Annotated in this window: 12 protein-coding genes; 8 read left to right on the forward strand and 4 right to left on the reverse strand. The window is 63.1% G+C overall.

Annotated features, from left to right (window positions below):
* Positions 1-76 precede the first annotated feature (76 nt).
* On the forward strand, positions 77-1,051 hold the full coding sequence (locus tag OJHNALOF_RS00510) for an MDR family oxidoreductase (RefSeq protein ID WP_094200933.1): 975 nt from the start codon (positions 77-79) through the stop codon (positions 1,049-1,051).
* 55 nt (positions 1,052-1,106) lie between these two features.
* Here OJHNALOF_RS00510 and OJHNALOF_RS00515 read toward each other — a convergent pair whose 3' ends face one another.
* On the reverse strand, positions 1,107-2,522 hold the full coding sequence (locus OJHNALOF_RS00515; protein ID WP_094200934.1) for a sigma-54-dependent Fis family transcriptional regulator: 1,416 nt from the start codon (positions 2,520-2,522) through the stop codon (positions 1,107-1,109).
* A 206-nt stretch (positions 2,523-2,728) separates the two neighbouring features.
* Here OJHNALOF_RS00515 and speB point away from each other — a divergent pair, with 206 nt between their 5' ends.
* From speB to OJHNALOF_RS00545, 6 genes are all read left to right on the forward strand, one after another.
* Positions 2,729-3,688, forward strand: a complete 960-nt coding sequence (gene speB, locus OJHNALOF_RS00520; RefSeq protein ID WP_094200935.1) for an agmatinase — start codon at positions 2,729-2,731, stop codon at positions 3,686-3,688.
* A 57-nt stretch (positions 3,689-3,745) separates the two neighbouring features.
* Positions 3,746-5,131, forward strand: coding sequence for a YjiH family protein (locus tag OJHNALOF_RS00525; protein ID WP_094200936.1), 1,386 nt, complete (start codon positions 3,746-3,748; stop codon positions 5,129-5,131).
* 11 nt (positions 5,132-5,142) lie between these two features.
* The gene (locus tag OJHNALOF_RS00530) at positions 5,143-6,777 is read left to right on the forward strand and encodes a 5-guanidino-2-oxopentanoate decarboxylase (protein WP_094200937.1); all 1,635 of its coding nucleotides are present in this window, start codon (positions 5,143-5,145) and stop codon (positions 6,775-6,777) included.
* A 27-nt stretch (positions 6,778-6,804) separates the two neighbouring features.
* A complete protein-coding gene (locus OJHNALOF_RS00535) occupies positions 6,805-8,253 on the forward strand; it encodes an aldehyde dehydrogenase family protein (protein WP_094200938.1) in 1,449 nt (482 codons plus the stop codon).
* Between the two features lie 141 nt (positions 8,254-8,394).
* Positions 8,395-9,393: a GTP-binding protein gene (locus OJHNALOF_RS00540; protein ID WP_094200939.1), complete on the forward strand. Its 999-nt coding sequence runs from the start codon at positions 8,395-8,397 to the stop codon at positions 9,391-9,393.
* A 58-nt stretch (positions 9,394-9,451) separates the two neighbouring features.
* A complete protein-coding gene (locus OJHNALOF_RS00545) occupies positions 9,452-11,371 on the forward strand; it encodes a methyl-accepting chemotaxis protein (RefSeq protein WP_165660822.1) in 1,920 nt (639 codons plus the stop codon).
* On the opposite strand, the gene OJHNALOF_RS00550 is transcribed toward OJHNALOF_RS00545, so the two are convergent.
* The 3 genes from OJHNALOF_RS00550 to prlC form a co-directional block, all read right to left on the reverse strand.
* On the reverse strand, positions 11,372-12,130 hold the full coding sequence (locus tag OJHNALOF_RS00550; protein ID WP_240919602.1) for a class I SAM-dependent methyltransferase: 759 nt from the start codon (positions 12,128-12,130) through the stop codon (positions 11,372-11,374).
* On the reverse strand, positions 12,099-14,498 hold the full coding sequence (locus OJHNALOF_RS00555; protein ID WP_165660823.1) for a bifunctional diguanylate cyclase/phosphodiesterase: 2,400 nt from the start codon (positions 14,496-14,498) through the stop codon (positions 12,099-12,101). Before OJHNALOF_RS00555 ends, OJHNALOF_RS00550 begins: the two co-directional genes overlap by 32 nt.
* Positions 14,499-14,611: 113 nt before the next feature.
* Positions 14,612-16,654 carry an oligopeptidase A gene (prlC, locus tag OJHNALOF_RS00560; protein ID WP_165660824.1) on the reverse strand — a complete coding sequence of 681 codons (2,043 nt, stop codon included), beginning with the start codon at positions 16,652-16,654 and terminating at the stop codon, positions 14,612-14,614.
* Positions 16,655-16,870: 216 nt separating this feature from the next.
* Here prlC and gorA point away from each other — a divergent pair, with 216 nt between their 5' ends.
* Entirely contained in the window at positions 16,871-18,223 is a 1,353-nt protein-coding gene (gene gorA, locus OJHNALOF_RS00565; RefSeq protein WP_165660825.1) for a glutathione-disulfide reductase, read from the forward strand.
* The last annotated feature ends 36 nt before the right edge of the window (positions 18,224-18,259 follow it).

The raw sequence follows: 18,259 nt of genomic DNA on the forward strand, positions 1-18,259 counted from the left end.
CGGCGCCGGGCCATGGCTTTTGCCCATAGTCTCCATACACTGAAAAACATAATAAAAAACGTGCAAGGAGAGCGATATGTTCAAGGCCATCTTACTGGAAGAATCCGGCAAGCAGACTCATGCCAGCCTGCAACGCCTCAACGAACAACAGCTGACCACCGGCGATGTCAAGGTGAAGGTGGACTACTCCACCCTCAACTACAAGGACGCCCTGGCCATTACCGGCAAGGGCAAAATCGTGCGCAGCTGGCCCATGGTGCCCGGCATCGATTTCGCCGGCACCGTGCTGTCATCGGATCATCCGGACTACCGCATTGGCGACGACGTGCTGCTCACCGGCTGGGGGGTTGGCGAGCAAACCTGGGGCGGCCTGGCGGAAAAGGCCAGCGTCAAGGGTGACTGGCTGATTCCGCTGCCGGCGGAAATGAGCGCCAAGCGGGCCATGGCCATCGGCACCGCCGGCTTCACCGCCATGCTGGCGGTAATGGCACTGGAACAGGCCGGCGTAAAGCCGGGCCAGGGACCGGTGCTGGTCACCGGCGCCACCGGTGGCGTGGGCTCCATCGCGGTACGGTTGCTGGCCAAGGCCGGTTACGAGGTACACGCCTCCACCGGCCGGCCCGAGCACAGCGACTGGCTGAAAAGCCTGGGCGCCCACGAGATCATCGATCGTATCAAGCTGGATCAGGAGCCGGCGGCACTCGAGTCTCAACACTGGGCCGGCGCCATCGACGCCGTGGGCGGCCGTACCCTGGCCCGCATTCTGAGCCAGACTCGCATGTACGGTGCCGTGGCTGCCTGCGGCCTGACCGGTGGGGTGGCCCTTCACACCACCGTCATGCCCTTTATTTTGCGTGGGGTGCAGCTGCTCGGCATCAATTCGGTGCATATTCCCAAAGAGCGGCGCATTGAGGCCTGGCAACGGCTGCACCAGAGCCTGCCGATGAACTACGAGAATGAGGTCAGGGAGCTGACCCTGGAGCAGACCATAGAGGCCGCCCACGACATGGTCGCCGGCAAACCGGTGGGCCGAGTGGTGATTCAACCCTGACCGGCCATCGCCGGCTCCCCGATGGCGCCGGCGAAGTCATCTTTATGTTTATCGGCTATTCGGCCCCTCGGCTACGAATACGCAAACCGTGCTTGCGCAATTTACGAACCACACTGGGCTGGCTGATCCTCAACCGCTCGGCCAGCGCGTAGGTGCTGGGCAACTGCTCACACAATGCGGCCAGAATGCACCGTTCATGGTGTTCCATAGCCTCTTTCAGGCTCTGGCCCGGCACCAGACACTCGCTTTCCTGGTCAGTTGACCGTTCGGGCGACGGCGCATCCGGGCTGATATGGGCCTCGGCCTCATTGGCACCAATCTGATCACCGCTGGCGGACAGCCAGGACCGCTCCACCCAGTTTTCCAGCTCACGCACGTTGCCGGGCCAGTCACCGCTCATCAGCTTTGGCCAGACACCGGGGTGCAGCACCTTTCGGCTGCCGTAGCGTCGGTTTAGCCGCGCCAGCTGCAACTCGACCAGGCCCGGAATATCTTCCCGCCGCTCGCGCAGCGGCGGTATGGTCACGGGTATCACATTGAGCCGGTAGTAAAGATCCAGGCGAAATGAGCCTTCCTCCACCTGTCGGGCCAGATCCCGGTTGGTGGCCACGACCAGGCGAAAATCCACCCTCTTGGGACGGGTATCACCCAGGCGGGTGATACTGCCATCCTGAATCACCTTGAGCAGCTTGGTCTGCATGGCCAGGGGCAATTCACCTATTTCATCAAGGAACAGGGTGCCTCCCTGGGCCTGTTCCAGAATGCCGGCCTTGCCCTGTCGAGCCGCACCACTGAAGGCTCCGGGCTGATAACCGAACATTTCCGACTCGAACAGCGACTCGGGAATGGCGGCACAGTTGACGTCGATAAAGGGGCCGTGGCTGCGCTGACTCCAGCGATGCAACTGGCGGGCAAAGGCGGTCTTGCCCACTCCGGATTCGCCCAGCATCAGCACGGTGGCATCGGTCGAGGCCACTCGCTTGAGCAACATCACCACTTCCCGCAGCAGGCTGCTGCGGACTTCCAGCTCATCCAGCTCCAGATCCTCCCCCAGTGAGGGGCCGTTCCCTCTTTTCAGGTGGTCGCTGAAGCGCTGTTGCAGCAGGGCATATTCATCCTGCAGCAGTTGCAGATCGGTAAGATCCCGGGAGCGGCTGACGATACGGGTCAGCCTGCCGTTCAGAAAAACCGGGTAGGCCTCGGCGATCACTCGGCGCCCGGTCGCGGTATGTTGCATCATCTGGGCCGGCCGGCCGGTGCGAATCACTTCCAGACTGACCGACGGCGACAAGACGCCTCGTCGTTCCAGCTCCTGTACCGTGCTGGCGCACAATTCGTCCGGACTCAGGCCATAGACGGCGGCGCTGCCCGGACTGACCTGAAGGATGCGACCGTCCGCATCAACCAGAAACAGGTGATCGTAAGCGGTGGCGAGAATGGTGTCGATCACCAGGGTGTCTATGTCCGACATGGCTTTCCTTGCTCAACCATTGATACATAAATGAATCATCAATTCTTTTATGTATCACACACGCTTCACGATCGATACATATTTGCATCACAAAAACAAAAAGAGCTTATAAATCATATAAATAAAAACTGGCATGATTACTGCCTTGTAATGGCAAGGACCATTATCCCCACCAGCCAGCCTGGTGGGAGCAGCAGGAGATAGCCATGAGCAAGACCCCGTCAACCTTTAACCAGCCCCTGGGTGGCAATGAAATGCCCCGTTTTGGCGGCCCCGCCACCATGATGCGCCTGCCCGCCCAGGACTCGGCGGCCGGCCTGGATGCCGCCTTTATCGGCGTGCCCTTTGATATTGGCACCTCGAACCGCCCGGGGGCCCGGCTGGCGCCCAGACAGATTCGCGACGAGTCACGCATGCTGCGCCCCTATAACATGGCAACCCGCGCCGCTCCCTTTGACAGCCTGCAAGTGGCGGACATCGGTGATGTGCCGATCAACACCTTCAACCTGCACAAGAGCATGGCCATTATCGAATCCTTCTATGACCAGGTGCTTGAACAGGGATGCCGGCCGCTGACGCTGGGCGGGGATCACACCATAGCCCTGCCCATTTTGCGGGCCATGCGCAAAAAGCACGGCCCGGTTGGCCTGATCCATGTGGATGCCCACGCCGATATCAATGAACACATGTTCGGTGAGGAGATCGCCCACGGCACCCCCTTTCGGCGGGCGGTGGAGGAAGGCCTGCTCGATTGCAACCGCGTGGTGCAAATTGGCCTGCGGGGAACCGGCTATGCGGCAGATGACTTTGACTGGAGCCGGGAGCAGGGCTTTCGGGTCGTTCCCGCCGAGGAATGCTGGAACACCTCCCTGGTGTCACTGATGGAAGAAGTGCGCGCCAAGATTGGCGGCGGGCCCGTTTATATCAGCTTTGATATCGACGGCATCGACCCTGCCTATGCCCCGGGCACCGGCACGGTGGAAATCGCCGGCCTGACCGTGCCTCAGGCGTTGGAGATCATTCGTGGTGCCTGGGGGCTGGACATCGTCGGCGGCGATCTGGTGGAGGTGTCTCCTCCCTATGATCCCAGCGGCAATACCGCCCTGCTGGCGGCCAACCTGCTGTATGAAATGCTGTGCGTGTTGCCGGGTGTGCAACGGCGGTAAATGAATATTGCCGCCGGCCCGGGCGGCAATCACGAATGAACAAAGGAGTGTTACCCTATGTCTTCTCTGGATACCGCAACCGAGCGCACCGCTGCCAAAGGCGATCAATTGAGTCGAGATGGACTACTAAAGTTCCTGCTGCCTTCACTGCTGGGAATGAGCATGTTTCTGGTGCCCATTTACCTGGAGGACCAGGTCACCATCGGCCTGGGGCTGATGGCCGACTGGCTCAAGGGCCTGGCCGGTGATGCCCTACCGGCCATGGCGGTGACCATACTGTGCCTGTCGGTGGTGCTGACCACCCTGGTCAAGGTCACCAAACCCGGCTGGGCGCAAAAAGGGGTCTGGCGCGAGATTTTCAACGTGGGCCATGCCTGGTTTGCCATGCGCGTGCTGGGTGCCCTGTTTGGCCTGATGACCCTGTTCCAGTTCGGCCCGGAATTTATCTGGAACCGCAATACCGGTGGCGTGGTGCTGCTGGATCTGGTGCCCGTGCTGCTGACCTTTTTCTTCTGTGCCGCCGTGCTGCTGCCCTTTCTGGTGGATTTTGGCCTGATGGAATTTATCGGGGCCCTGGTGAGCAAACCGTTCCGCTTTATCTTTCGCCTGCCGGGACGCAGCGCCATCGATGCCACCGCCTCCTGGCTGGGGTCGGGCACGGTGGGCGTGCTGATCACGGCACAGCAGTATGAACAGGGCTTTTATAACCGGCGGGAAGCGGCGGTGATCGCCACCAACTTCTCGGTGGCCTCCATTGCCTTCAGCCTGCTGATCACCACCTTTGTGGGGCTGAATCACATGTTTATTCAGTTCTACCTGACGGTAGTGGTCGCCGGGCTGATCGCCGCCATCATAGTGCCCCGCCTGCCGCCCCTTTCCCGCAAACCCGACACCTATTATGAGCCGGTGGGCTGCCGCATTGCCGAGGCCGCGCCCAGCGACAAGGGTGTGCTGCGCTATAGCCTGGAGCTGGCGGTGGCACGGGCCGCCCAGGCACCCGGTGCCGGCAAGCTGGCCATGAGTGCCCTGATCAACGTGGTGGATATCTTCCTGGCGCTGCTGCCCCTGGTGGTGGCCATCGGCACCATCTCCCTGGTACTGGCCGAATATACCCAGCTGTTCGTCTGGCTGTCCTACCCCATGATCCCCTTGCTTGAGTTGCTGCGCCTGCCCGAGGCCGCCGCCGCCGCCCCGGCAACCCTGGTCGGTTTTGCCGACATGTTCCTGCCGGCGGTGCTGGCCAAGGGAATTGAAAGCGAACTGACCCGGTTTGTGGTCGCCTGTCTGTCGCTGACCCAGCTGGTATACATGTCGGAAGTGGGCGCCCTGCTGCTGAAGTCCAGAATACCACTCAACCTGTGGGAGCTGTTGGTGATTTTCCTGCTGCGCACCCTGATCACCCTGCCCATCATCGCCCTGATGGCCCATGTCTTTTTCTTTTGAGGTGACCCCCTATGACCGTAACCAGTACAACGACTGAAACAAGCTGTGCCGAGCTGCTGGTACGCCTGCTGCGCGATACTTATGGCGTGGATACCCTTTTCGGCATTCCCGGGGTGCATACCATAGAGCTGTATCGTGGCCTTGAAGGCAGCGGACTGCGCCATGTCACGCCCCGGCACGAGCAGGGGGCGGGATTTATGGCCGATGGCTATGCCCGCAGCACCGGCCAGCCCGGTGTGTGCTTTATCATCACCGGCCCGGGCATGACCAACATCGCCACCGCCATGGGTCAGGCCCTGGCCGATTCAATTCCCATGCTGGTGATCTCCAGCGTCAGCCGGCTGGACACCCTGGGCATGGGCCAGGGCCGGCTGCACGAGCTGCCGTCCCAGCAACAGCTGATGGCCGGCGTCGCGCGCTTCAGCCACACCCTGCTTGATGCCAGTACGCTGCCGGAGGTACTGGCCCGGGCCTTTGCCCTGTTTCGGGGGGCCCGCCCCGGACCAGTGCACATCGAAATTCCCATCGATTTGCTGGCCGCCCGAGTCAAGGTGCCCACCCCCTCGGCGCCCCCGGTCCTGTACCGGCCCGCCCCGGATCCGCAAGGCCTGGCCACGGCGGCAGCCTGGCTGAAAGAAGCCCAACGACCGCTGTTGTTGCTGGGTGGCGGCTGCATCGATGCGCCGGAAGCGGCCCGTGAGCTGGTGGAACGACTCGATGCCCCCACCGTAACCACCATTAATGCCAAGGGCCTGCTGGGCCGGGATCATCCCCTTGATCTCGGTGCCAATGCCGCCTTGCCGGCGGTGCGGGCCCTGGCCCGGGACGCCGATGTGATCCTGGCAGTGGGCACCGAGCTGGGTGAAACCGACTACGACGTGGTGTTTGATGACGGCTTTCAACTGGACGGAAAACTGATCCGCATCGATATCGATCCCGAGCAACTGGTGCGTAACCAGCGCCTGGCCCTGGGGCTGGTGGCCGATGCCGGCCGTAGCCTGGAACTGTTGCTTGAACTGGTTCCCGAGCCCCTGAGCCGAAATGGTGCCGAACGGACTCAAACTACCCGCCAGGCTCTGGCACTGCCCGAGGATGCCGCCTTTGCTCCCTTCGTGCCCCTGTTCAATACCCTGCGCGAGGCCGTGCCCGACGCCATCCTGGTGGGGGATTCCACCGCCACCGTTTATGCCGGCAACCACCTGGTCTCCCAACCGGCCACCCGGCGCTTCTTCAATGCCTCAACCGGCTATGGCACCCTGGGATATGGCCTGCCGGCTGCCCTGGGCGCGGCCCTGGCCAGGCCCGAGCTGCCGGTAGTGGCCCTGGTGGGTGATGGCGGCATCATGTTTACCCTGAGCGAGCTGGCCACGGCGGTGGAAGAAAAGCTGCCGGTGGTGATCCTGCTGTGGCACAACCATGGTTATGAAGAAATCCGCCGCTATATGGACAACCACGGCGTCAGCCGGGTCGGAGTGGACATTCAGCCGCCGGACTTTCAACAGCTGGCGAACGGCTTCGGCTGCCGGGCCTGCCGAGTGACCGACCCGGCCGAGCTTGCTCAGGCCCTGGCGGACAGGCCCACCGATGGCCCGCAGTTGATCGAAGTGGATGCCGCCGCCTGGCACCGCAACATTATTGCCCGCTGAGCCAGCGGCGCGTTTAAGGAGCCGGTAATGCAACGATTGGTGCAACAGTTTATCGATAATCAGTGGCGACCGAGCCGAGGGGGCCGTTACCTGCCCGTGGTCAACCCCTGCACGGAAGAGGTGATCGCCGAAGTCACCTGTGGTCATCCGGACGACGTTGATGCGGCAGTGGCGGCAGCCCGCCGCGCCCTGCCCGGCTGGCAACAGACCACAGGCGCAGAGCGGGCAGTTTATCTGGATGGCATGGCCGAGGGCCTGAGCCGACGGCGTGAAGATCTGGCCAGGCTGTCTGCCGTCAACAACGGTAAAATCCTGGCGGAAGCCCAGCTGGATCTGGACGATGCCATTGCCTGTTACCGTTATTATGCGGACCAGGCGCGCGCCCTGGACGAGCGTCAGGGCCAGCCGGTGTCCCTCGATATGGAAGGGGTGCAGGCGCACAGCTACCTGGATCCGGTGGGAGTGGTGGGGCTGATTACGCCCTGGAACTTTCCGCTGGTCACCAGTGCCTGGAAGCTGGCACCGGCGTTGGCAGCAGGCTGCACCCTGGTGTTCAAGCCGTCCGAAGTGACCCCGCTGCCCGAGCGGGAACTGGCCGACATCGTCCTGGAGGTGGGCCTGCCCGCCGGCGTGTTCAATCTGGTATTTGGCGACGGCGAAGGGGTGGGCTCGTCCATGTCGTCCCACCGGAGCATCGACAAGATCTCCTTTACCGGCAGCAACCGGGTGGGAGAGGCCATCATGGCCGCCGCCGCCCCGGGTAGCCGAGGCGTGTCCCTGGAGCTGGGTGGCAAATCGCCGATACTGGTGCTGGAAGATGCGGATGTGAATGAGGCCGCCGACTATGTCATGGCCGGCATCTACTTCAATGCCGGACAGATCTGCTCGGCCACCTCCCGGCTACTGGTGCACGAACCCCTCGCCGATGACCTGTATCAAGCATTGGGGCAGCGCATCGACGCCCTGCGCCTGGGCAACCCCCTGGCCGAGGACACCGACATGGGTCCCCTGACCAGTGCCCGCCAGCGCGACACCGTCCTCGGCTATCTAACCCAGGCCGATCAGGAAGGGCTGCAGGCCGTACGGGACGGGCGCCAGCGGGCCCTGCCGCAGCAGGGTTATTTCCTGGCTCCCAGCCTGTACCGGGACGTTCCCGTCACCAGCCGGCTGTGGCGAGAAGAAATCTTTGGCCCCGTGCTCTGCGGTCGCAGCTTTGCCACCGAGGAACAGGCCGTCGCCCTGGCAAACGACAGCGAGTTCGGCCTGGCCGCGACCCTGGTCGGCAAGGACGCAGCGCGGGTCCGGCGGCTCGGCAGGCGACTGCAGGCCGGCACCATCTGGTACAACAGCCCTCAGCTGGTGCTGCCCGAGACCAGTTGGGGCGGCTTTAAACGCAGCGGTATCGGCCGGGAGCTGGGTCCCTGGGGCCTGAATGCCTACCTTGAGGTCAAGCATCTCATCGGCCCTGCCGCATAGGGCCAAGACCATCCAGCGCACTCACCACATCAGAGAGCCCGCCAGGGCTCTTTTTTGTAACAGTGAGACGCAAAGGGCAAGGTACCCGACCTCGGCAAAAAGTGTTATAAAATAACAAATGTCCTTACCTTCCTGCGCCTGATGAACACCGCCATTCCCACTCACCTTGTTATGGGTTTTCTCGGCACCGGCAAAACCACCCTGCTGCGCCACCTGCTGGCCCACAAGCCGGAACACGAACGCTGGGCCATTCTGGTCAACGAGTTTGGCGAAGTGGGCATAGACGGCGCGCTGCTGAGTGAGCAGGGCGCCCTGGTCAAGGAAATTCCCGGTGGTTGCCTGTGCTGTGTGGCCGGGTTGCCGTTTCAGATTGGCCTGAACGCCCTGCTGCACAAGGCCCAACCGGACCGGCTGCTGATTGAGCCCACCGGCCTGGGTCATCCCAGCCGAGTCATGGACATTCTCACCAATGAGCATTACCGCAACGTGCTCAGCCTGGGCGCCGCCTTTTGCCTGATAGATCCACGCCAGTGGCAAGATTCCCGATACCGCGAGCACGAAACCTATCGGGATCAGCTGGCCCTGGCCGACGTGGTGGTAGCCAACAAGACCGATATGTGCAGCGAGGCCGAGCTGAGCCGACTACGTCACGATATCGCTCAAGGGCCCGAGCCGAAACAGGTCCTGGTGGAAACCGAGCAGGGACGGCTGGATCTCAACTGGCTGACTCACCCCCACGCCCCCGAGCGCCGTGCCGCCCATCCCCAGGCCCATGCCGGCAAGGCCGAGCGTCCCATGTTGGCGGCCCACGAACCGCCCCTCAGCCCGGCGCGGCCCTGGCGCCGCTACGGCAATCACGGCGACGATCATTTCTCCGTGGGCTGGCGCTTTCTCGACGAAGTGGTGTTCGATCTCGATGCCCTGCGTGCCTTCTGCGAGGCGCAAAACCTGGCCCGGCTCAAGGCGGTGGTGCGCACGGCGGACGGCTGGTGGGCCTTCAACCAGACCGACAGACTCAGTGTGTACCGCCTGGCGCCCCAAAAAGAGAGTCGTATAGAACTCATTGATGCCAGCCCGCTGGCGGCGGCGCCCCTGCATGAACAACTGATGAAAACGGTGATTTCGCTGCCATCTTCATAAAACTGTCACCGCAGTGTCTTAATCTGCCCACCTTTGAAATTGGCCAGGGTTGGGCTTCATGCGAATATCTCGGTTTTCCTTATTGTCATCACTGGGGCTGATGCTGCTGGCGATAGCGCTGGCGTTTGCCTTTCTCGCCGGGGATCGCCAGCTCAGGCAGGGAGAACAGGCCCGGGCCGAGCTGGAGCAGCTGCGCCGGAATGCCAATATCGAACTCTATCGCACCGTGTTCGCCTACCTTGCCGACGGCGACGCCAGCAAACTAACCCTGGCCGAGCAGCGGCTGGACGCCATGGCCGGCACCCTGGCCGATGAACCGGGTGGCGAGCCGGCCCTGCAGGCGGTGCAACGCCTGCAGCAACAGCTGCTCCACGATTTTCGCGAGGCCGGCAAGCTCTCGGGCAACAGCCAGCAGCTGCTGCAACACGCCGAGCAGGAAATGACCGACCAACTGCGCGCCCTGGCCCGCTACGCCGATACCGAGCACAGCCTGGCGGCCCGTTACCAGGCCCTGGTGGCGGAAATGCTGGCCTCGCTGCCGCGCCTTATCCACCTGCGCAGCGGCTACATGGCCGGCGGGGACGACAACCTCAGGCAAAGCCTCGACTTTCAGCTGTCGGAGCTGAACAAGCTCGCCGGCCAACTGCAGGCCCTGCCCCTGCTTGGCATCTATCACACTCCCGAAGTGGACGAATTCGCCCTGCGCAAACCCAAGCCGGTTGAAGTGGGCGACGCGCCCAGGCGGGAGCTGCAAAGCCTGCTGCGCCGTTATCCCAAGGAGCTCGACAACACCCAGCAGGGACTGGCGCAACGTGCCCATGCCGTCACCACCCTGAGCGCCAGCCTGGCCGGCATTGAGCAGCAGCTCGACGCCCTGGTGGCGGCCCGCGAGGCCGAACGCCAACAGGCCTATCATCACTCCACCCTGGTGTTGCTGGCCCTGTGTGCGGCCCTGCTGTTGTTTGCCCTGCTCGGTTACCTGTTCCAGCGCCGGCTGGTGGTGGGTCGGCTCGATCAGTTGCGCAACGCCTTTCGCCAGCTGCTGCAGGACGGCCAGCTGGCCGCCTTGCCGGTGACCCACCCCCACAGTGAGCTGGGCCAGATCGCCACCAGTTTCAACGGCCTGCTGGCGCGACTGCAACGTCAGCAGCAGGAGCGGGCCGAGCAATTGCAGCAGGTGTCGGCGGCACTGGAAGGCATGATTGAGGAAGTGCAGGACATTCAGCAGCACACCCAGAGCAACGACGGCGCCCTGCAGGGCAGCCTGGCCATGGCGGAAGACCTGAACCGGCTGACCGAGCGAATGCGCCAGGCCAGCGACGACATTGCCCACACCGCCCGTGACAACCTTGAGGCCATGGACGTCAGCCGCAGGCAGGTCGAGCAGCTGGCCCACAGCGCCGGTGACAGCCGCCAGGCGGCGCTGTCCGGCCGCGAGGCGCTGGCCAGCCTGGGCCGGTCGGTGGACGATGCCGCCGCCATTATCGGCGTGATCCGCCAGATTGCCGAACAGACCAACCTGCTGGCCCTCAATGCCGCCATTGAAGCGGCCCGGGCCGGCGAGCACGGTCGGGGCTTTGCGGTGGTGGCCGACGAGGTGCGCAAGCTGTCGGGCAATACGCAAGGGTCACTGGAAGAAATCGCCAACATCATGGATCGGCTGCGACTGTCAAACGACGAGCTGGGCGGCATCATGGATCGCATGCTGCAGGCGGCGGAAGATCAGCACAGCCAGGCCCAGACCCTGCTGGAAGTGACCGAGCAGGTCAGCGAAACCTCCCGGGCCACCACCTCGGTGGCCGAGCAGGGTGCCGGCCACGCCGACAGCCAGGCCGCCGAGCTGGGCCGCTTCATGACACTGATGGACGAACTCAAGGCGCGCTCGGCCCGAGTGTCTGATCGGGCCGGCCAGGTCACCGGCCACATTCGTCACCAGGCCGGCACCATTACTCGCTTGCTGGGACCGGAAGCGGGCTGATTACAGCGCCTGCTTCACATAAAGATCAAAGCGGTTGTTTTTGCTGGCGATCTGCGCCGAGGGGGGAGTGTCGTTGAGAAACCCGGCGTAGTCGGGCCGCTTCACCACGACCCGGGCCCGGGCCAGCGCCAGTGCCGGGGCCAGCAGGGCATCGGCGTCTTCGTCCGCCCCCACCAGGGAATGAAACACCCGCATCTCCTTTTTCACCAGCGCCGCCTTTTTCTTGTGGGGAAACATGGGGTCGAGGTAGACCACGTCCGGCTGCCCGGCGATATCGCCCAGGCTGTGGCCAAAGGGCAACAGCCGCAGCCGTTCACTCACCCAGGGGCCAATTTCACCATCGGCGGCAGCCCGGCGCAGGCCGTCGGCCAGCAAGGCGTGCACCACAGGGTGGCGTTCGCACAGGGCCACGGTGCAGCCCAGCGAGGCCAGCACAAAGGCGTCCCGGCCGAGGCCGGCGGTACCGTCCACCACGCTGGGGTTATGGCCGTGCTTGAGCCCCACCGCCTTGGCGATGGTCTGGCCCCGGCCGCCGCCAAACTTGCGCCGGTGCGCCGCCGCCCCGGCCACAAAGTCAACATACACCGCCCCCAGCCTGGGCTCGTCCCGCTTGTGCAGCTCCAGCCGGCCCTCGGTGAACACCAGGGCAAAGGGGGCGGGGGCGGTCACGCCGTGCAGGCGATGGCGCAGGCCGTCGGCCTCGGCGGCCAGGGAGTGGTCCTGCAGCTCAATCTGCAGTGGATACAGTGTGTCCGGCATAGGACTCCAGAAATACCAGCAGTTCACGAAGGGGCATGGGTTTGGCGATCAGATAGCCCTGCAGAAAATGGCAGGGCTGAGTCGACAGGTAGGTGGCCTGGGCCGGTGTTTCCATGCCTTCGATCACCACCTTCATGCCAAGGTCGCCGATAATGCGCAAAATGCCTTCCAGCAGCAAGCCATCTTTTTGATTGCCGGGCAGGTGATCGATAAAGCTTTTGTCGATTTTCACCAGATCGATGGGAAAGGCACGCAAATAGTTGAGCGCCGAAAAGCCGGTGCCAAAGTCGTCGATGGCAATACGACAGCCGGCCCGCCGCAGGGCCGAAATACGCTCCAGGTGGTGTTCGTTACCCTGCATAAACAGCGACTCGGTGATTTCGAAAATCAGGTGGCGGGGCGAGAGCTGATGCCGTTCGATGATCGCCAGCCATTCCTCCCCCGCCAGCCCCAGGCTCTGGAACTCCAGGCTGGAGCGGTTGATGGCCATCTGCAACGGATACCCGGCCTGGTGCAGGCGCCGCAGATCGGTGCAGGCCCGGTTCAGCACCCAGTCTCCCAGGGCCTGCACCAGGCCGCTTTCCTCGGCCACCGGCACAAACTCCACCGGCGAAATGGCGCCCAGCTCCTCGTGTTGCCAGCGCACCAGCGCCTCCAGCTTGGTAACCCGCCCCGACTGGGTGTCCACTATGGGCTGGTAATGCAGCCGCAGGCCGCCCTGGTGAATGGCATCCATCAAATCGTGCTGCAACCGCATGCGCCGGCTCTGGGCCCGGTTGAGCTGGTCGTCATACAGCGCCAGGGCTTCCTTCTTCTGCTTGGCACCAAACAGCGCCTGTTCGGCGTGTTGCAACAGGCTTTCGGCGTCTTCCTCCCCTACCCCGGGCCAGAGCGCCCCCCCCAGCGTGGCATCCACATAAAGCTGCTGCTCCGCCAGGGGCAACGGTCGGGCCAGGGCGCTCAGCAGGTGGCGGCCAAAAATGCGCGCCTGGCGGTGGTGCACTATACCCGGCACCAGCAGGGCGAACTCGTCACTGCCGATACGGGCCAGAAAGTCGCCGCTGCGCAGCCGACCCCGCAGCCGCGAGGCCACCTCCTGCAACACCTGATCCCCCACCTTGTGGTTCATGGCATTGTTGAACAGGCGAAAGTTGTTGATGTCGAGGATCAACAACGCAAAGGACTCGCTCAGCCGGCAGTGCCGGGCCAGCCGCTGCTGAAAGCTGGCACGGTTGGCCAGGCCGGTGAGGCTGTCCTTGACCTCCGGCGGCGCTCCCTGTTCGGTGGCATCGGGCTGGCCCATGTCGCTGAACACCGCCACGTAACGCAGTGCACCGCCGGGGCCGCGCAACGAGCCGATACGCAACCGCTCCGGATACACCTGACCGCTCTTGCGCCGGTTCCACACCTCACCGCGCCAAAAACCGCGATCGTTCAGGGCCTGGTTCATGCGCCGGTAGAACTCCCGGCTGTGCAGCCCGGAACGCAGCAACGAGGGGTAGCTGCCCCGCACCTCTTCTTCTCGAAAACCGGTGACCCGCTCAAAGGCCGGGCTGACATCCAGAATACGGCTGTTGCCGTCGCAGATCATCACCCCCTCGGGCTGCTCCGGGGCGGGAATAAAACGCACGTTCAGCCCTTCACGAAAGGGCGCCCGCGGCCGCAGGCTGGCCAGCGCCGCCATCAGGCACATCGGCTCACCACGCTGGTTGCGCACCAGGGTCAGCTGCACTTCGCCCAGCAGCAGGCGACCGTCGGGATGGCGGTAATGCTTCTCCACCACCGCCATGCCCAGGGCCGGCTCGTCGGCCAGCCGCCGATACAGGCGCAGGGTCTCGGGCCAGTCGCCGCCCAGGCTGAACTCGCGCAGGGAGCGACCCGCCATCTGGCCGTCAAGGCCGGCAATGCGCCGCACCGCCGCATTGCTCCATTCCACCACGCCATCCAGGGTCAGCCGTACCAGCGGCAACGGCAGCCGTTCAAACAGTGCCAACCGGGAAATCGCCTGCTGGGCCCTGTCGTGATGGGTGAAAACGGTGGCAAAAAAACCGAGCAAGGCACTGCGCGACAAGCGCACCCGGCGCTGACGCCGAAACAGCAACAGGGCGTGACCCGGGTAAAGATCGGCCAGCGACAACAACTGACCGGAAGCCATGCCCAGGGCGGCACATTGACGGCGGGTAAGGCGACGTTGGGGGCGAGAATCCAGTCCCGACAGGGGGCTGTCCGGCACCGGCATGCCGGCGGCCAGCAGCGGCTGCCAGCGAGTGCCCCGGCGCCGGCAGAGCATGGCGCCATCCGCCAGGCGCTGCTCCACCAGCTGACTCAGGCACCAGAGGTTGAACCAGGATAGAACCCCGTTTTCCATTAAGCGTGTCTCATTAACCAATACCCGCCCATTGTGCCTGCAACCGGGCCCGGCCTCTACCCTGACTCATGGATCAAAAAAGGTGGCCTGGGCCACCTTGTTTTGGAGTGGACTCAAGCGGAAACGCCCGAGTGACGCAGCAGGGCGTCGATGTTTGGCTCCCGGCCTCGAAACTGCCTGAACAGCTCCATCGGCTCTTTTGAGCCCCCCTGTTCCAGAATGGCATGCAGAAAGTCGCGCCCGGTTTTTGCCGAGAACACCCCTTCTTCCTCAAACCGGGAGAAGGCATCGCTCGACAGCACCTCGGCCCACTTGTAACTGTAGTAGCCCGCCGCATAGCCACCGGCGAAAATATGGGAGAAACCGTGCTGAAAGCGGTTGAAGGCCGGCGGCGTCAGCACCGCCACCTGGCTGCGCACCTCATCCAGCACCTGCTGTACCCGGCCCGGCTCGGCGCATTTGTCATCCATATGCAGACGGAAGTCGAACAGGGCGAACTCCAGCTGGCGCAGCATCATCAGCGCCGAATGGTAGTTGCGCGCCGCCAGCATGCGCTCCAGCAGATCCGCCGGCAGTGGCTCATGGGTTTCATAATGGCCGGAAATAAACGCCAGCGCCTCGGGCTGCCAGCACCAGTTTTCCAGGAACTGGCTGGGCAACTCCACCGCGTCCCAGGCCACGCCATTGATGCCGGCCACCCCGGCCACGTCCACCTTGGTCAGCATATGGTGAATGCCATGGCCAAATTCGTGGAACAGGGTCAGCACCTCGTTGTGGGTAAAGAGTGCGGGCTTGTCGCCCACCGGGCCGTTGAAGTTGCAGGTGAGGTAGGCCACCGGCTTTTGCAGGCTGCCGTCTTCCCGGTAGCGACGGCCAATGCAGTCGTCCATCCAGGCACCGCCACGCTTGTTGGCGCGGGCATAGAGATCCAGGTAAAAGCTGCCGCGCAGCTCGCCGGTTTCATCAAAGATGTCAAAGAAGCGCACGTCTGGATGCCAGACTTCCACACCGAAGCGCTCCACCACCTTGATGCCGAACAGCCGCTTGACGGTCTCGAACAGTCCGTGAATGACCCGGTTCTCGGGAAAATAGGGCCGCAGCTCCTCGTCGGAGATGGTGTATTTATGCTGCTTGAGTTTTTCGCCGTAGTAGCTCAGATCCCAGGCATTGAGCTCGCTCACGCCAAACTGCGCCTCGGCGAAGTCCTTGAGCTCGGCCAGCTCGGCCTGCCCCTGAGGGTGGCTGCGGCTGGCCAGTTGCTCGAGAAATTCCAGCACCTGCTGCTCGCTTTCCGCCATCTTGGTGGCCAGCGACACCTGGGCGTAATTGTCAAAGCCCAGCAGGGTGGCCAGCTCCTGTTTCAGGGCCAGGGTTTCCTCGATCACTCTGGTGTTATCAAACTCGCCGGCATTAGGACCCTGATCGGAAGCCCGGGTGGTAAAGGCGTAATACATTTCCTCGCGCAGCTCGGCGTCGTCGGCATACATCATCACCGGCAGGTAGGACGGAATGTCGAGGGTGAACACCCAGCCGTCCAGCTCGCGGGCTTTGGCCTGGGCCTCGGCGGCGGCCAGGGCCGACTCCGGCAGGCCGGCCAGCCGGGCCTGGTCGGTAATGTGCTTGTGCCAGGCCTGGGTGGCGTCGAGCACCCGGTTGGCAAAGGTGGAAGACAACTCCGACAGCCGCGCCTGAATTTCACCAAAGCGGCGCTTCTGTTCCGCTTCTAGGGCGATGCCCGACAGCCGAAAATCACGCAGGGTGTTGGCCACTTCCTTTTGCTGGGCCAGGCTCAGCTTCTTGAAACTGTCCCGGTCGGCCAGGCTTTGATAGGCCTCGAACAGTCCCTGATGCTGACCCATCCAGGTGTGATATTCCGACAGTAGCGGCAGGCAGGACTCATAGGCCTGGCGCAGCTCCTCGCTGTTGAGCACGCTATTGAGATGACTGACCGGCGACCAGATGCGGCTGAGGTGATCGTTCACTTCTTCCAGCGGCGCCACCAGGTTGTCCCAGGTGAACTGCTCGTGACGGGCCAGCACGGTTTCCACCCGCTTTTTGCAATCCGCAATGGCATGCTCCACGGCCGGTCTTACGTGCTCCGGCTTGATTTGGCTGAACGGCGGCAGGCCGTCCATTGTGAGAAGCGGATTCGTCATGGTCCTTTACCTCTTGTTGTTTGGCCGTCGCGCTGCATTCGGCAGCCGAGGGAATACTCCCTAACATGGTGATAATGGCAAGAATGTTCAAGCCTTTAGTGCCCTCACTCGGCTCACGGCCGGCGAACTGGCGATTTGTTGAGCACCCCAGCCGGCACGACTTGAGGTACAATCGGCCGACGGCTTTGAATGAACCTTCATCCACGGAGCAAACTTATGGCACAGCATTTCGACTATATCGCCATCGGCGGCGGCAGCGGCGGCATCGCCTCCGCCAACCGGGCGGCCATGTACGGCAAGAAAGTGGCCCTGATCGAGGCCAAAGATCTGGGTGGCACCTGCGTCAACGTGGGCTGTGTGCCCAAGAAGGTAATGTGGCACGGCGCCCAGGTGGCCGAAGCCATCAAGCTTTATGCCGCCGACTACGGTTTCGATGTGGAGCTAAAAGGTCATGACTGGAGCACCCTGGTGGAGAGCCGCCAGGCCTACATTGGCCGTATTCACCAGTCTTACGACCGAGTGCTGGGCAATAACAAGGTCACGGTAATCAAAGGCTTTGCCCGCTTCCAGGACGCGCATACCGTGGAAGTGAATGGAGAACAATATACCGCCGACCATATTCTGATCGCCACCGGCGGCGAGCCCATTATTCCGAACATTCCCGGCGCCGAGCACGGTATCGACTCCAATGGCTTCTTTGAGCTGACCGCGCAACCGAAGCGGGTGGCCGTGGTGGGCGCCGGCTACATTGCCGTGGAGCTGGCCGGGGTACTGCATTCACTTGGCAGCGAAACCCACCTGCTGGTGCGCAAGCACGCGCCGCTGCGCAACTTCGATCCGCTGCTGACCGATACCCTGGTGGAAGTGATGGCCGCCGATGGCCCCACCCTGCACACCCATTCCGTGCCCCAGAGCGTGGAAAAGCACGCCGACGGCAGCCTGACCCTGACCCTGGAAAACGGCGAATCACTCACCGTGGACTGCCTGATCTGGGCCATCGGCCGCCGCCCGCTGACCGACAAGCTCAACCTGGACAGCGCCGGTGTCGAGCTGGATGCCAAGGGCTACATCAAGGTCGATGAATATCAGAACACTTCGGCCAAGGGCGTGTATGCCGTGGGCGACAATATCGGATACGTGGAGCTGACCCCGGTCGCGGTCAAGGCCGGCCGCCAGTTGTCCGAGCGGCTGTTCAACAACAAGCCCGAGGCGAAGATGGACTACGATCTGGTGCCCACCGTGGTGTTCAGCCATCCGCCCATCGGCACCATGGGCCTGACCGAGCCGGAAGCCCGCGAGCGCTTCGGCGACGATCAGGTCAAGGTCTACACCTCTTCCTTTACCGCCATGTACACCGCCGTGACTCAACACCGCCAGCCCTGCAAAATGAAGCTGGTGTGTGCCGGCGACAACGAAAAGGTGGTGGGTATTCACGGCATCGGCTTTGGCATGGACGAGATCCTGCAAGGCTTTGCGGTGGCGGTGAAGATGGGCGCCACCAAGGCCGACTTCGACGCCTGCGTGGCCATACACCCCACCGGGGCGGAAGAATTCGTGACCATGCGCTGAGGCAATAAATACAGTGGCCCACACCAATGGGCCACT

Source organism: Oceanimonas sp. MB9, assembly GCF_011319775.1.
GTDB classification, from domain to species: domain Bacteria; phylum Pseudomonadota; class Gammaproteobacteria; order Enterobacterales; family Aeromonadaceae; genus Oceanimonas; species Oceanimonas doudoroffii.

Coding starts and splice junctions, on each gene's coding strand:
- OJHNALOF_RS00510 (WP_094200933.1), top strand. CDS start 77: ATGTTCAAGGCCATCTTACTGGAAGAATCCGGCAAGCAGACTCATGCC.
- OJHNALOF_RS00530 (WP_094200937.1), top strand. CDS start 5,143: ATGACCGTAACCAGTACAACGACTGAAACAAGCTGTGCCGAGCTGCTG.
- gorA (WP_165660825.1), top strand. CDS start 16,871: ATGGCACAGCATTTCGACTATATCGCCATCGGCGGCGGCAGCGGCGGC.
- OJHNALOF_RS00525 (WP_094200936.1), top strand. CDS start 3,746: ATGTCTTCTCTGGATACCGCAACCGAGCGCACCGCTGCCAAAGGCGAT.
- OJHNALOF_RS00550 (WP_240919602.1), bottom strand. CDS start 12,130: ATGCCGGACACACTGTATCCACTGCAGATTGAGCTGCAGGACCACTCC.
- OJHNALOF_RS00515 (WP_094200934.1), bottom strand. CDS start 2,522: ATGTCGGACATAGACACCCTGGTGATCGACACCATTCTCGCCACCGCT.
- OJHNALOF_RS00540 (WP_094200939.1), top strand. CDS start 8,395: ATGAACACCGCCATTCCCACTCACCTTGTTATGGGTTTTCTCGGCACC.
- OJHNALOF_RS00545 (WP_165660822.1), top strand. CDS start 9,452: ATGCGAATATCTCGGTTTTCCTTATTGTCATCACTGGGGCTGATGCTG.
- prlC (WP_165660824.1), bottom strand. CDS start 16,654: ATGACGAATCCGCTTCTCACAATGGACGGCCTGCCGCCGTTCAGCCAA.
- OJHNALOF_RS00555 (WP_165660823.1), bottom strand. CDS start 14,498: ATGGAAAACGGGGTTCTATCCTGGTTCAACCTCTGGTGCCTGAGTCAG.
- OJHNALOF_RS00535 (WP_094200938.1), top strand. CDS start 6,805: ATGCAACGATTGGTGCAACAGTTTATCGATAATCAGTGGCGACCGAGC.
- speB (WP_094200935.1), top strand. CDS start 2,729: ATGAGCAAGACCCCGTCAACCTTTAACCAGCCCCTGGGTGGCAATGAA.